We start from the raw sequence: 14750 nt of genomic DNA on the forward strand, positions 1-14750 counted from the left end.
GCCGTAGTCTTGACTCACCAAACCAACATTCGCCAACATGTTGTATTTACTCTCAGAAGAAGCACCCTTATACGTTATGCTCCCCTGGGCAATTGGTGTAATTCCAAGAATTGCATTTATTAGCGTTGTTTTTCCCGCGCCCGAGGCACCAACTACTGCAATCATTTGATTATTCATCAGCTCAAGATTAATATCTTTAAGCGCAAAAGACGACGCGCCCTCATACTGAACGGACACATCTTTGCATATAATTTTTGAAATATTTTCATGGTTAGGGTTAGAAGTTTTTATCTCAGAAGCATGGTCGTAAGTATCAGAGTCGCATACCCTTCGGAATTGCTGAACAGATAATGCTCCATTAATAATCTGACCAAATGAATATCCCACCTCTTGGGTCGCGTCAACACAGGCAATGATTCCAATCAGCGATCCGGCCACATACGATATATCGGCTCCTGAATCCACAAGGAAGTACAGGGACGCAAAAAGTAAGACAGAGCAGAGTAGCCCTGCAACTACGGAGATGATTCCTCTAACACTTTCAAGGCTCAATTCCCTACCGGCCGCCCGGCGTCGCCAGGACGCTACGCGTTGCGAGAAAAATCGGGAGGCTCTCATGAGGTGAAGTTCTTGGGCGCGACTTTGAGCCATCAGATTGTCTAGATAGTAGTTCTCTACCCGATAGTCCTCGTACATTAGGGTGTATATAGCGTAATCACGTTTAGCGAGAATCACCATTGCAATAGATAGGGGTAGTGAACACAGTGCCGCAAAAATTGCTGCCACAATGCTGACGTTCGCGATATTAAGACAGAGAAGTAACACCATTGCGAAGGCACTCACCAGTGTCATAACTGACATGGTGTGAACCTGCAATTCCTGTTTCGATATTGCCTCTCTAGCAGCACGTATATCTTCCTGTGATTTTGTGCTACCTATATCAGATAACGGAAATGTAGATAACCTGTTATTTAACATGCAGTGAACCCGATAGTTCACCTTTGATTTGAGGATGAGCATGTTACTTATGACCCAGCGTTTAGCAATGATATTAATTCCGACAACAAGGGCAAGAGCAACGATATAAATCCAGGCCGCACCACCATTTGAACCACTCAAGGCTGATACTGTATTACCAATCAGCAGGGACTGACTCAAGGGAATGCAGGCAATGACGGCTAGCGATAGGGCGACGCTCACCAGGGTTGTGGGACAGGTTTTCCATGCTAGGCGGAAGGACCAGAGTATAGAAGAAAATAGCTTTTTCATTCTCACCACGCTCACAAAGTCATATTGAACTCATCTTTGAGCCCTGAAACTCCTCGATGAGCGGACATTGAAACACTACCCGTGCCTCACTAACCAACTCTACTCTTCAATGAAATATAAAACACACATATTCGTGCGTGTCCAAGAATATTAAGCAGATATATCTGTGATATTTTCAGGCATTCAGGGGTCAGCCGACAGCCCTACCCGCAACGCCCCCAGCCACCCTTCGTCATAGTCGGTCATATTAAGTTCATATTTCGGTGACTCGTCATCTCTCGACATATTGGGCCATCATTCCCCGAAATTCTTGCGCACCCTCCAAAACGCCCGGTACAGTGAAGGCGTTATCTATCAAGAGCGACCGAGAGATCTGGCTCGTCGACGTCGCAGCAACCTCGCCAGTATCCCCCACCGTCACGGTGCAGGGTGCGGACAAGGTGCTCCCGCCAGAACCGATAGAGAAGAATACCCTTCGGCACCCCTTGATGATGCGCACCCGCAAACCGGTGGCGCGCATCCTGCAGAAGAATTCGCGCACCCTTACGGTGCGTATCTATCGGGTGAACACGAAGGATGGTTATGACGACAGTTCACCCGGCTCTTTCTTTTGAGCTGTTCCCTCCGCGCTCACACGCAAGCTGTGAGTCGCTGATTCGCACCATTGCGGAGCTTGAGGGTACCAACCCCGACTACGTTTCGGTCACCTATTCCGGTGACGCGAAGCGCCGTCAGAAGACGCTGGCGCTGCTCGACTACCTGGTGCACGAAACCTCCCTCACCCCCCTGGCACACCTGATTTGTGCGGGCCACTCGGTGCACGAGCTGGAGCGTGCGGTCCGCCTGATTCTGGGTCTGGGCGTGCGCGGTTTCCTGGCGCTGCGCGGTGACGTGCAGGAAGGTCAGGTTTCGGAGCTTCCCTTCGCCCGCTACCTGGTCGAGCTGATTCGCCGCGTGGAACGTGAAGATTTCGCCCACCTGGCGGCGGGTAAGGTGTCCATCGGTGTGGCGGCGTACCCGCAGAAGCACCCCGAGTCCGCATCCCTGCTGCAGGATATTGAGATTCTGCTGTCGAAGCAGCGTGCCGGCGCGGATTTCGCTATCACCCAGGTGTTCTTCGAGGATGAGCGCTACAGTGCCCTGGTCGATTCGGCTCGCCTGGCGGGTGTGGACATCCCGATTATTCCGGGCATCATGCCGGTGACCTCCCTGAAGCGCCTGCAGAACCTCTGCCAGATGGCGGGCATGTCGGTTCCGGCGGATCTTGCGTACGCCCTGGAGACGGCAACCAGCAGCGCAGAGCTGCACCGCATCGGCGTGGACTACGCACTGAACCAGTGCCGCACCGTGATGGATGCGGGCGCACCGGGCCTGCACTTCTTCACCTTCAACGAGCATGCCGCGGTGCTGGACGTTCTGGATCAGCTGGACCTGCCCCGATACAGCAACCGTTTCTCCCAGCCCCTGAGCGAGCTGGAATTCGCCTAAACGCGACCCGCTCCGCCCGGCGCGGATGCGCCACCCAAGTTTCCCCCAAAGTACCCCGGGAGCGTCCCGCGGATCTCGGCCCCATCGACGGGGCTGGCAGGGCCCGCTGATTCTCCCATTTCTATCCCCAGTAAAGGAATATGCACTATGTCTAACGTTGCTTTCCCCGCCGCAACTATTGTTGGTTACCCCCGCGTGGGCCGCTTCCGCGAGCTGAAGAAGGCTCAGGAGGCTTTCTGGAAGGGCAAGGCCACCCTGCAGGAGCTGCAGGATACCGCCGCTGACGTGCAGCGCACCTACTTTGAGCGCGTGACCGCCGCGGGCCTGAAGGCTGACGACTACTCGATTCCGGCGACCTTCTCCTACTACGACCAGGTGCTCGACGTTGTTCGCCTGTTCACCCTGGTTCCCGAGCGTCTGGCCGAGGCTAAGGATGCACGCGGCCTGCTGGATCTGCCCGGCTACTTCGCCCTGGCGCGCGGTACCGAGACCCTGCCTCCGCTGGAGATGACCAAGTGGTTCGACACCAACTACCACTACCTGGTGCCCGAAATTGGTGCCGGCACCGAGATTAAGCTGAACCTTGAGGCTATTGACGAGCAGCTCGAGGTCGCAAAGCAGGCTGGCGTGAAGGTTCGTCCGCAGATTGTTGGCCCGCTGACCCTGCTGCTGGGCGCTAAGGCCGAGCAGGGTTCCGCCGAGGACTTCGCACCCATCGACCGCCTGGACGAGTTCGTTGCAGCGTACGCTCAGGTGCTGGAGCAGCTGGCTGAGCGCGGTGTTGAGTGGGTTCAGTTGGACGAGCCGGGCCTGACCGTGGACCGTGCCGACAACGCGAAGGTTGCCGAGCTTGCTGAGCGCACCTACCGTGCCCTGGCTGCAGGCGAGAAGCGCCCGCAGATTCTGGTGACTAGCCCCTACGGTTCCCTGCGTGAGAACCTGCCGGCGCTGCTGGGTACCGGTATTGAGGCGCTGCACCTTGACCTGGTGCACGGCGTGTACTCGAAGGCTGAGCTTGAGTCTGTTTCTGCCGCCGGCGTGCACCTGGTTGCCGGTGTTGTGAACGGCCGCAACGTGTGGCGTGCCGACGTTCGCGCCGCCCTGAAGACCCTGGAGGCGCTGCCCGGCGCATCCGAGGGTGCCGTGTCGGTGGCTTCTTCGACCTCCCTGCAGCACGTGCCGCACGACCTGGCTCTGGAAGACCCCGCCGAGGTTCCCGTGGACGGCCTGGCCTTCGCCGACCAGAAGGTCGCCGAGATTGCACTGCTGGCTCGTGGCCTGGCCGAGGGTGAGGCCGCTGTTGAGCCCGAGCTGAAGGCTGCTGACGAGGCGCTGGCTCGCTTCGCCGCCGACCCGCGCAAGCACAACGACGAGATTCGTGCCCGCGCCGCAGCTGTGACCGCCGAGGACTTCGACCGCCCGACCATTGACGTTCGCCATGCGGCTCAGGCTGACCTGAACCTGCCGAAGCTGCCGACCACCACCATCGGTTCCTTCCCCCAGACCGCTGAGATTCGCCGCCGCCGTGCGGAGGCTCGTGCGGGCAAGATTTCCGCCGAGGAGCTGAACGGCTTCTTGCGTGACGAGATCGCCTCGGTCATCAAGCTGCAGGAGGAGCTGGGCCTGGACGTGCTGGTTCACGGTGAAGCCGAGCGTAACGACATGGTTCAGTACTTCGCCGAGAACTTCGACGGCTTCGCAACCACCCGCCACGGCTGGGTTCAGTCCTACGGTTCGCGTTGCACCCGCCCCTCGATCCTGTTCGGTGACGTGAAGCGTCACGGCGAGGGCCTGCGCGGTGAGGCGTTCACCGTGCCGTGGAGCTCCCACGCACAGTCGCTGAGCGAGAAGCCGGTCAAGGGTATGCTCACCGGCCCCGTGACGATTCTGGCGTGGTCCTTCGTGCGTGACGACCAGCCGCGCCGCGAGACCGCTAACCAGGTGGCTCTGGCACTGGCCGACGAGATTGCCGACCTGGAAGAGGCAGGCATCCGCATCATTCAGGTGGATGAGCCGGCTCTGCGTGAGCTGCTGCCCCTGCGCCGCGACGAGCAGCCGCAGTACCTGGACTGGTCGGTGAACTCCTTCCGCCTGGCAACCAGCGGCGTGAAGGACTCCACCCAGATTCACACCCACCTGTGCTACTCGGAGTTCAACGAGATTATCGACTCGATTAACGCTCTGAACGCTGACGTAACCAGCATCGAGGCCGCCCGCTCGCACATGGAGCTGCTGGCTGACATTCCGGAGACCTTCGTTTCCGGTCTGGGCCCGGGCGTGTGGGACATCCACTCCCCGCGTGTTCCCTCGCAGGAGGAGATTGAGTCCCTGCTGAAGGCTGCGATTGGCTACGGCACCATTGCCGACCTGTGGGTGAACCCTGACTGCGGTCTGAAGACTCGTGATTACGAGGAGACCAAGCAGTCTCTGCGTCACCTGGTGGATGCCACCAAGGCGATTCGCGCTTCTCTCTAGGAGGCGCCTATTGGTTCCGCTGCCTGCTGCGGGTTGACCGGATGATGGTTTGCTCGCGGTGACCTGCGGCAGGTGGCGGCTGTTCGGCTTCCCGCCGGTATGCGTACCGACTGCACGCCGAACTTTTGGGGATAGATAACGGGTCCGCCCGCACGGTTTCTTCTGCACCGTGCGGGCGGACTTTTGTGTGCTCGGGGGGGGTAGCCCGTTGCAGGTTCGTTTCGGATTTGTCCCGGGTTCGTTTCGCGGCGTCCACGTGGTTTTCGCGGCGGATTTAGGGTATAAATTACCCTAAATTTATGTGTGGTCTGACCATAACATTCTCTTGCCGTTTATTGAAAGCATTTATATTCATCGCGCGCCGCGTGGCCCCGTCTCCCGATAGGTAGATGTGCATCACAGGTATTTTCAGATTCACTGGAATTTCAAGGCAGGAACGGCTTTTAAAGAACATGCGTTCTGAATATCTGTTCACCGTTGCAAGAATACTATGCACATATGCCCATCAAATTAGCATTTTTATAAGAATCCGTTTTTAGAATTCCAGCATGACTACTACCGCTTCATCAAAGAAGAAGAAGGGTTCTGTACCCCGCTGGCTCGCTATTCCGGCACCCAAGCCCCAGCTCAGCGAAGCAGAAGTTAATGCGAAGTACCCACGCATGCGCCTGCAGGTCTTCATGGGTATCTTCATCGGTTACGCGACCTTCTACCTGATTCGTAACAACGTCCCGCTGGTCACCCCGATTCTGACCAAGGAACTTGGCTTCAGCAACGCAGCAATTGGTGCACTGTCCACGGCACTGCTGCTGGCTTACGGCTTCAGCAAGTTCTTGACCGCAATGATTTCCGACCGCTCGAATGCTCGTCTGTTCCTGCCCATCGGCCTGGTGCTCTCGGGTATTGCAAACATTCTGCTGGCACTGACCGGCTACATGGGTGAAGGCGCGGGCGCGGCCGGCTACGGTGCCGCTATCGCCTCCATCATGGCGACCATCATGGTCTTCAACGGCATCTTCCAGGGCATGGGCTGGCCGCCCTCGGGTCGTGTGCTCGTGAACTGGTTCTCCACCAGCGAGCGCGGCGCGAAGGTTTCGTGGTGGAACACCGCCCACAACGTCGGTGGTGCGCTGTCCGGCCTGCTGGTGGCCTGGGGCTTCTCCCTGTTCGGTAAGACCTGGGAGGTTGCATTCTGGTTCCCGGCCGTCATCAGCTTCGTTCTGGCGTTCGTGGCGTGGCTACTGATTCGTGATAACCCCGAGGCTGAGGGTCTGCCCACCGTTGACGTGTACCGCAACGACCCGCACAAGGTTGAGTCCACCGCTGAGGATCGTGCGGAGTCCACTTGGACCACCATCCGTAAGCACGTGCTGACCAACTCGACCATGGTGTACCTGGCTCTGGCAAACGTGTTCGTGTACACCCTGCGTTACGGCGTGCTGGTGTGGGCGCCGAAGTACCTGCACGATGTGCGCCACACCTCCCTTGAGGGCGGTATTGCGGGCTTCTCGATTCTGGAGCTTGCCGGTATTGGTGGCACCGTGCTGTGCGGTTACGTTTCTGACCGCATGTTCAAAGGTCGCCGCTCCCCCGCGGGTATCCTGTTCCTGATTGCGACCGTCGGCGCGATTCTGCTGTACTGGCTGCCTTCTTCGGATGCGCCGCTGTGGATTGCGTACGTTGCGCTGGCTCTGATTGGTGGCCTGATTTACGGCCCGGTCATGCTGATTGGTCTGCAGGCTATTGACCTGTCCCCCTCGCACGTTGCGGGTACCGCTGCGGGCTTCACCGGCCTGTTCGGTTACGCGCTGGGTGCGACCCTGGCTTCTGCCGGTATCGGCATTATTGTTGACCACTGGGGTTGGAGCACCGCGTTCGTCTTCATGATTGTGTGCTCCGGTCTGGCGGTTTTGTTCCTCTGGCTGGTTAACGGTGCTGAGAAGCGTCTGATGGCTGAGCGCGCAGAGAAGCTGGCGGCTCAGGCTTAAGCGAATAGTGCTTCTTCTTTCCTGAACTGCTCAACAGTTCGGGGGTAGATGTGAACCCGCCTGTACGGTTGTGTGACCGTGCGGGCGGGTTTTCTGCATCCTGGGAGGGCTACCGCTCTCTCTGCCGCCCGTATAACCCACTGAGAAGCGCCTGTGCCGGTGAGTCACCATATGGTGGCTTGTCGGTAATCGTGTGGCTTCTTACGTTAAGAACCTAGAATGGAACCATGACTACTAACTCTGGAATCACTAAAGAATGGGTGGATGAAACCGTCAAGCCGGGCGACGATTTCTTCCGCCACGTCAATGGTAAGTGGCTAGCAACCCACGAAATCCCGGCGGACCGCCCCAAGGATGGCGGCCTGTACACCCTCCGTGATAACGCTGAGAAGCACGTGCGTGAGCTGGTGGAGAAGATCGCGAAGGAGCAGCCGGAGTCCCGTATTGGCGCACTCTACAACTCCTTCATGGACGTTGAGAAGATTGAGGCGGACGGCCTGGAGCCGCTGCTGAAGGAAATCGCCCCGATCTTGAACTCGGCAACCCCCTCCCACCTTGCTGTAACCTTGGCGCTGCTGTCTCGTGCAGGTCTGCCGCAGCTGTTCGCCTGGTACACCAGCAACGACCCGAAGGACCCGAAGAATTACACGTTCTTCCTGTACCAGTCGGGTCTGGGTCTGCCGGACGAATCCTACTACCGTGAAGAGAAGCACGAGCAGGCGTGCGCGGCGTACGTTGAGCATATTGCCCGCATGTTCCAGCTGACCGGTCTGGCGGAGGGCTTCGGCCTGACTCCGGAGCAGGCGGCTCAGCTGGTGTTCACTCACGAGTCGGAGCTGGCTCGCCTGCACTGGAACGTCGTGGAGAACCGCGATGCTGAGGCGACCTACAACCCGTACCAGGCGACCGAGCTGGACGAGAAGTTCCCCGGCTTCCCGTTCTCCCAGTGGCTGCTGGCTCTTGGCGCCGACCCGGAGACCCTGGGCCAGGTTATTGTGGGCCAGCCGTCCTTCTTTGAGGGTGCGGCGAAGCTGTTCACCTCCATCCCGCTGATGAGCTGGAAGCTGTGGGCTGTGTGGACCGTTCTGCGTTCGCGTGCGCCGTTCATGTACGACGAGCTGGTTCAGGAAAGCTTCAACTTCTACGGCAAGACCCTTTCCGGTACCCAGCAGATTCGTGAGCGCTGGAAGCGCGGCGTGGGCGCTGTCGAGAAGGCTCTGGGTGAGGAGATTGGCCAGGAATACGTGGCTGTGCACTTCCCGCCCTCGCACAAGGAGAAGATGCTGGTTCTGGTCGGCAACCTCCTTGAGGCGTACCGCGAGTCCATTGAGTCGCTGGACTGGATGACTGAGGCAACCCGTCAGAAGGCGCTGGAGAAGCTGTCGAAGTTCGTCACCAAGATTGGTTACCCCGATAAGTGGCGTGACTTCTCCGCCCTGGAGCTGGTGCCCGGTGACCTGTTTGAGAACCTGCGCCGTACCGGTGCGTTTGATGCTGACTGGCTGATTGCCCGTAAGGGTCAGCCGGTGGATAAGTCGGAGTGGCTGATGACTCCGCAGACCGTGAACGCGTACTACATGCCGCCGGCGAATGAGATTGTGTTCCCGGCAGCGATTCTGCAGCCGCCGTACTTCAACCCGGATGCTGACGATGCGGCGAACTACGGCAATATCGGTATGATTATTGGCCACGAAATTGGCCACGGTTTTGACGATCAGGGTTCCCGCTATGACGGCGACGGCAAGCTGGAGAGCTGGTGGACTGAGGAGGATTACGCGAAGTTCAAGGAGCGTACCGCAGCCCTGGTGGAGCAGTATAACGCGTACGTTCCGGTGGGTCTGGACGAGAAGTTCCACGTGAACGGTGAGCTGACTCTGGGCGAGAACATTGGCGACCTGTCCGGCATGTCGATTGCGTTGAAGGCGTACCGCTTGGCTCTGAAGAAGCAGGGTATTGAGTCGCTGGCTGATGCGCCGGTGATTGACGGTATGACCGCTATTCAGCGTTTCTTCTTCTCGAATGCTCGCGGCTGGTGCACGAAGTCCCGCCCGCAGCATGCTGAGGTGATGATTTCGGTGGATCCGCATTCGCCGGATGAGTTCCGTGTGAACGGTGTGGTGCGCAATATTGATGAGTTCTATGAGGCATTTGGTGTCTCTGAGGGCGATGCACTGTACCTGGCTCCGGAGGAGCGCGTGCGCATCTGGTAGCACCCCGATAAGGGTATATGCTTTATTATGCATATAAGAAAGGCGCCCGTCTCGTGGCTTGAAAACCACGAGGCGGGCGCCTCTTTTCTAGAGAGCTGTGGACGCTACACGAAGGTAGGCGTCTACTGCTACTGTGCCGAGCGTTGCGTTAGATAATTTCTAGCGCAATGTCCATGTGCAGCGGCTCGGTTGCATCGATGTGGTACTGACTGTGTACCGGCGAGCCCCACGAGTCGTCTCCACCAACGCCGAGCTGACCTGCCAGGATACGCAGGTAGGTGCGGTTGTTCTTGGGCAGCTCCCACTGGTAGGAAGCTTCCTCAATCTGGTAGGAGGAGTAGGGCAGGAGCGATACGTGCAGGCCCCCACCGGCAGTCTGCAGCTGGTGGACACGGAAGCCGTGGTTGCTGTCGTTCGTCACTTCAGCCCAACGGACACCCATGTGGTTGCCGCTTTCCTGAGGCACCAGGTACGGTGCGTAGTCCTGCTCGGGGGTGCTTTCCCACACGCCCAGGCGGACGCCGCTGCAACGATCGGGGTAGGAGTCGCCGGGGCCGAGGCCGTAGTAACGCAGGTGCGAGAACTCGCCGGGCAGTGCCCATTCCAGACCGAATGCGGGCAGGGACGGTGCGTCCTTCTCGCCGGGGTAGTCGATGGTTACTCGCACGTTGCCGGTGCTCTGTGCTTCGTAGCGGACCGTAACAGCGGTGTGAGCGGGGGTTGCCAGCTCGTAGGTGTAGGTCACTGCCACGCTGTCGTCGCTGGGCTGCTCGACAGCAACGTTAGTGCAACGGGCGTAGCGGCCTGCGACGGTCCACTGGGCGCGTTCGAAACCGTGTCCGGCGCCGCGGTCGTTGTCGGTCAGGGGCCTGAAGGTGGTGAGCTTCGGGGGGCGAATAACGTGCTCGGTGCCGTTGTGTACCCAGGAGACGATGCCGCCCTGAGTGCGGGACAGAATAACTTCAGCCTGGTTGTTGCGCAGACCGACGTTCCAGCGGCCGACGGTCACCGTCGCATCTGCTGCGTCTTCAGCGGTGTTTGCTTCAGCCTGCGATGCGGGGATGACGTACTGACCGAAGGCAATTTCGTGTCCTGCAGGAGCCCATGCGGCGTCTTCAGTGAGCACGAGGCTGACGTCCAGGGTTACTTCTGCGTTGTCGGCAGCGTATTCTTCCAGGGGCCAGGGAATTACCAGCTCGTGGGTGGATTCCGGGGCTACGTCGAATAAGTAGTCTTCCTGCCACTGCGGAACGCCGTTGACCAGCAGGCTAGCCTTGAAGGTGTAGTCTGCGGTGGAGGTGAAGAGGTTGTCGTTGACAACCGTCACGCCCTTCTGGTCGGGGGTGATGCGCAGGTTGGAGTACACTGCCTTCACTTCAGCGGCCTTGGGGCTTACCTTGCGGTCGGCGAAGAGGATACCGTCACCGGAGAATTCGTAGTCGCAGGGGCGTTCGCCGAATGCGCCACCGTAGGCGAGGTATTCGGGGGCACCTTCGCTCTCACCGGGGTGCCAGAGTGCCTGGTCGATCATGTCCCAAATGAAACCGCCCTGGTAGTGGGGGTAGCGTTCCAGTGCGACGTATTCGTCGATAGCGCCGACCGAGTTGCCCATTGCGTGCATGTATTCGCACATGATGAAGGGCTTCTGGGGGTTGTTCGACAGGTACTTTTCGACGACGTCGGTGTGGGTGTACATACCGGATTCGATGTCGGTGACGTCATCAAATTCGCGGTGCCAGGTGATGCCTTCGTAGTGTACGGGGCGATTGGGGTCCAGTTCGTGGACTCGGCGGTACATGGAGCGGAATACTTCGCCGCCGTATGCTTCGTTACCGAGCGACCAGATTACTACGGAGGGGTGGTTGTAGTCGCGGCGAATCATGGATTCTACGCGGTCAACGCAGGCGCCTTCCCATTCCATGCGGGAGCCGGGGATCGTGGTCTCGGGGGTGGGGATGTCACCGGGGGTGCACCAGGAGCCGTGAGTTTCCAGGTTTGCTTCGTCAACCAGGTAGATACCGTATTCGTCGGCCAGGGCGTAGAAGCGTGAATCGTTGGGGTAGTGGCTGGTGCGGATAGCGTTGATGTTGTGCTGCTTGCAGAAGAGAATCTCTGAAGTCATGTCTTCAACGGTCAGGACGCGGCCGGTACGCGGGTGGAACTCGTGGCGGTTGACACCCTTGAAGAGGACTCGGTGACCGTTGAGGGTCATGATTCCGTTCTCGATGCGGAAGCGACGGAATCCGACGCGCTGGCTGGTAGATTCTACGGTCTTGCCGTCGTGGAGCAGGTCCACCGTCAGAGTGTAGAGAGAGGGCGATTCGGCCGACCAGGGAGCGATACCTTTAAGGGCGTCGGAGGAGATGCGCACGGATGCGTCTTCAGCGGCGACGGTACCAGACCAGATGACCTGGGTGCCGTCAAGGACGCTGGCCTGCAGGGTGTACGCCTTGATTTCTTCACCGTTGAGGGTGACGAGAGCGTCCAGGTGTGCTTCGCCGGTGGGTGCGTCGTAGTCTGCTTCAACGGTGAGGGAGGCGATGCTGACTGCGGGGCGGGCTACCAGGTTCACGGCGCGGAAGAGGCCGTGGAAACGCCACGAGTCCTGGCCTTCCAGCCATGAAGCACTCGAGTATTCGTAGCATGCGACGGTCAGGGTGTGGTTGCCTTCTGCGTCCTTGCTGACGATATCGGTGATGTCGAAGGTGGTGGTGGTGTAACCGTCTTCTGCGTAACCGACGAAGGTGCCGTCAACCCACACGTAAATTGCGGTTGCGAAGCCTTCGAAGGCGAGCGCGATGCGGCCCGATTCGCTCAGCATCTTCTTGAGGTCGCTCTCCAGGGTGAAGTGCTTGCGGTAGAGGGCTACGTGGTTCTTCTCGGGGATGTGAGGAGCTTCGGGGTTTTCGTGGCCGTCCCAGGGCATCTGGATGTTGACGTAGGCGGGGCACCAGAGTCCTTCAGTTTCCAGGGTGGCGGGGACGGGGATGCTCTGGTAGTCGCTTTCGTCGAGGGCGGGGGCGGCGAATTCTGCGGTGGTGACGTCAATTTCTGAGGCCCATGCAGTGCGGACAGCCCACGTGCCGTTGAGGCTCTGCTGGGGGTTCGAGGAGTGATGGTCGGAGTGCGCTGCCTCCCTGTTGACAGCGTACACAGTGGGGTCATCAAGCCACGCTGCTGAGGGTGACTGGGAGGAGACTACGGGAGTCGTTTGTTCGGTGGAAGACATGTCTTCCTTCCTCTCGTATACATCTTTGTTTGGTCCCTTTAAGGATGCCGGAAGGCGTGATGATTGTTGCCTACATTCTGTTCATTCTTTTCCCGCAGAACTTGGCTCTGGTCTACGTGGCACTGGTCCTGTTCTACACCCCGAACACCTTCATTCAGATGACCGCTATCTTGGCGCTGACCGACTCCATTGAGTACGGCCAGCTGAAGACCGGTCAGCGCAACGAGGCAGTTACCCTGTCCGTCCGTCCGATGCTCGACAAGATCGCTGGTGCTCTCTCTAACAGCATCGTGGGTGTGGTTGCTGTTGCTGCCGCTATGACTAACGGTGCAGATCCTAATAGCCTCACCGCGCAGAACATTCAGACGTTCAACACGGCTGCTTTCTATGTGCCGCTGGCCATTATTGTGTGCTCGTTCCTCGCATTCTTCTTCAAGGTTTCTATCTCTGAGAAGGAACACGCGAAGATTGTGAAGGAGCTTGAGGAGAAGCTTGCTTCTGCATAGGTAAAAGCAGGGTAGGTCCTTCACCACATGAGAGAGGCGCCCGCCTCGTGGTTTTTCAGCCACGGGGCGGGCGCCTTTTAGATGTAGAAGCTATACGCTTCTAGGCCCTTGAGTTTTAGGAGTCAGAAGCCGAAGCGGAAGCAGAGGAAGAAGACGAAGAGGAAGAGGAAGTGCGCATGCCGGTCAGCTTCCACGCACCGTTCTCGTACACGCCGTGCAGGGTGCGCTCCACATCGTTCTTACGGTCCGAATCGGAGGAGGCTTCTTCCACACGGTCCTTGCTCGCGATGAACTCGCCGCTGTCCATGGTCAGGCGGATATCCCAGTCGTAGGCGTCGCCATCACGCTCGGGCTGTGCGGTAAGCATGGTGATGGTGGCGGACGGGTCCTGCATCCAAATCTTGCCCTGCTGCAAACCAGCACCCAGGGTGCCTTCTTCGGGTTCGAGCATGTTCTTCAGCTCGGAGTTGTCAACCGCACATTCACGCAGGGGCTCGGTCTTACCGGTACGCATGTAGTACTCAATGGCGGCACCGAAGAACGCGATGGACTGGTACAGACCTTCCACGCTGTTCTCGTTGGCAACGGCGGGCTTCACGGGCACGGGGGCGTTCTTGGACGGCTCGGTGCGGGTTCCGGGCTGGTAGTCGGCAGGCTTGGAGGTGTAGCCCTCCAGAACTGCGACGCCGGAGTAGTCGGTGCGTGCGGTCTTAGATGCCGCCGCGGAAGCAGATGCGCTACCGGATGCACTCTCGGATGCGTTGCCGCTGATTGCCTGGGGCTGAGCACCGCAGGCTGCGAGGAGGGTTGCGCCGCCGGTTGCTGCGAGCAGGCCGAGGGCGGAGCGGCGGGTGAGGGGCTTGATCGTATTCATGGGTTCTCTCTATCCGTGGTGATGGGCGGACCGCGCGGCGGGTACGGCACGATACGCCGAAGGCGGCGCCACGAGTGTGTGGCACCGCCTCCTAGTATATGTTCCGAACACGAGGATAACCCGGTCGGGCGTTTGGTTTAGTTACCGCCGTTATCAACGATGATGACGCGCTCGCGACGGCCGTAACGGTTGTAACGGTAGGTGTAGCGGAAGGCCGGGCGGTAACGGACGGTGGGTCGGTTGTAGTAGGCCTGCGCGGGGGTGAGCAGCGCACCGAGGGCGGTTGCTGCGCCAGCACCGGCGGCGGCCAGGGCTGCGCGGCGGGTAAGCCGTGCGGACTTCTTGGAGGTCATGATTGTACCTTTCAAGGTTGGTGTTTCTGCAGAGTGAGCGGTGTTGGTACGGCGTGCGGCCGCGCCTTGAACCTTTTCTTATTCTAGAGGTTAAACGTTAAAGTTTTTGCGTACAGAGTGCACCTTCTAGTTGAGGCTTAGGGCATGTGGGCTAGTCCGCGTTTTTCCGGCGGGATTTTTGCTGAAATATTAGTTTGTCAACACGCCGCGTACGGCCCGGATTCTAGCGTTTTGCGGGGTGAATTCCGCGCACCGATGGGGGTCGGTTCGCCGCTAAGCCGGCGCTTCTGACGAATGGTCGCCCGGTTTTCACCCAAGCATTGCCCCGAGTTAACTTTCTGGTCAGATACGGTGCGAT

The 14750-nt window shown here is 58.9% G+C and carries 9 protein-coding genes and 1 riboswitch; of the genes, 5 read left to right on the plus strand and 4 right to left on the minus strand.

Features of this window, described 5'->3' with window-relative positions:
* Positions 1-1269: ATP-binding cassette domain-containing protein (locus HMPREF2674_RS03770; protein ID WP_070824871.1), on the minus strand; the 1269-nt coding region annotated here is incomplete at its 3' end.
* A 348-nt stretch (positions 1270-1617) separates the two neighbouring features.
* Positions 1618-1734, plus strand: a riboswitch (SAM riboswitch).
* A gap of 117 nt (positions 1735-1851) precedes the next feature.
* Here HMPREF2674_RS03770 and HMPREF2674_RS03780 point away from each other — a divergent pair.
* The 4 genes from HMPREF2674_RS03780 to HMPREF2674_RS03795 all read left to right on the plus strand — a co-directional run bounded on the left by HMPREF2674_RS03780 (position 1852) and on the right by HMPREF2674_RS03795 (position 9430).
* A complete protein-coding gene (locus HMPREF2674_RS03780) occupies positions 1852-2757 on the plus strand; it encodes a methylenetetrahydrofolate reductase (protein ID WP_049345161.1) in 906 nt (301 codons plus the stop codon).
* A gap of 147 nt (positions 2758-2904) precedes the next feature.
* Positions 2905-5232 (plus strand): 5-methyltetrahydropteroyltriglutamate--homocysteine S-methyltransferase, encoded by a 2328-nt coding sequence (gene metE / locus HMPREF2674_RS03785; protein WP_070483237.1) that lies wholly within the window; start codon positions 2905-2907, stop codon positions 5230-5232.
* 548 nt (positions 5233-5780) lie between these two features.
* On the plus strand, positions 5781-7220 hold the full coding sequence (locus HMPREF2674_RS03790) for an MFS transporter (RefSeq protein ID WP_070824868.1): 1440 nt from the start codon (positions 5781-5783) through the stop codon (positions 7218-7220).
* A 227-nt stretch (positions 7221-7447) separates the two neighbouring features.
* On the plus strand, positions 7448-9430 hold the full coding sequence (locus HMPREF2674_RS03795) for a M13 family metallopeptidase (RefSeq protein WP_070824869.1): 1983 nt from the start codon (positions 7448-7450) through the stop codon (positions 9428-9430).
* A 148-nt stretch (positions 9431-9578) separates the two neighbouring features.
* On the opposite strand, the gene HMPREF2674_RS03800 is transcribed toward HMPREF2674_RS03795, so the two are convergent.
* Positions 9579-12659: a beta-galactosidase, LacZ type gene (locus tag HMPREF2674_RS03800; RefSeq protein ID WP_070824870.1), complete on the minus strand. Its 3081-nt coding sequence runs from the start codon at positions 12657-12659 to the stop codon at positions 9579-9581.
* Positions 12660-12718: 59 nt separating this feature from the next.
* Here HMPREF2674_RS03800 and HMPREF2674_RS03805 point away from each other — a divergent pair, with 59 nt between their 5' ends.
* Positions 12719-13165, plus strand: coding sequence for an MFS transporter (locus HMPREF2674_RS03805; RefSeq protein WP_049333814.1), 447 nt, complete (start codon positions 12719-12721; stop codon positions 13163-13165).
* A 115-nt stretch (positions 13166-13280) separates the two neighbouring features.
* Here the strand turns inward: HMPREF2674_RS03805 and HMPREF2674_RS03810 are convergent, their stop codons facing one another.
* Positions 13281-14039 (minus strand): DUF6318 family protein, encoded by a 759-nt coding sequence (locus HMPREF2674_RS03810; protein WP_246826168.1) that lies wholly within the window; start codon positions 14037-14039, stop codon positions 13281-13283.
* A 137-nt stretch (positions 14040-14176) separates the two neighbouring features.
* Entirely contained in the window at positions 14177-14392 is a 216-nt protein-coding gene (locus tag HMPREF2674_RS03815) for a hypothetical protein (RefSeq protein WP_049333812.1), read from the minus strand.
* Positions 14393-14750 lie beyond the last annotated feature (358 nt).

The organism is Rothia sp. HMSC062F03 (assembly GCF_001836905.1).
Lineage (GTDB): Bacteria > Actinomycetota > Actinomycetes > Actinomycetales > Micrococcaceae > Rothia > Rothia mucilaginosa_A.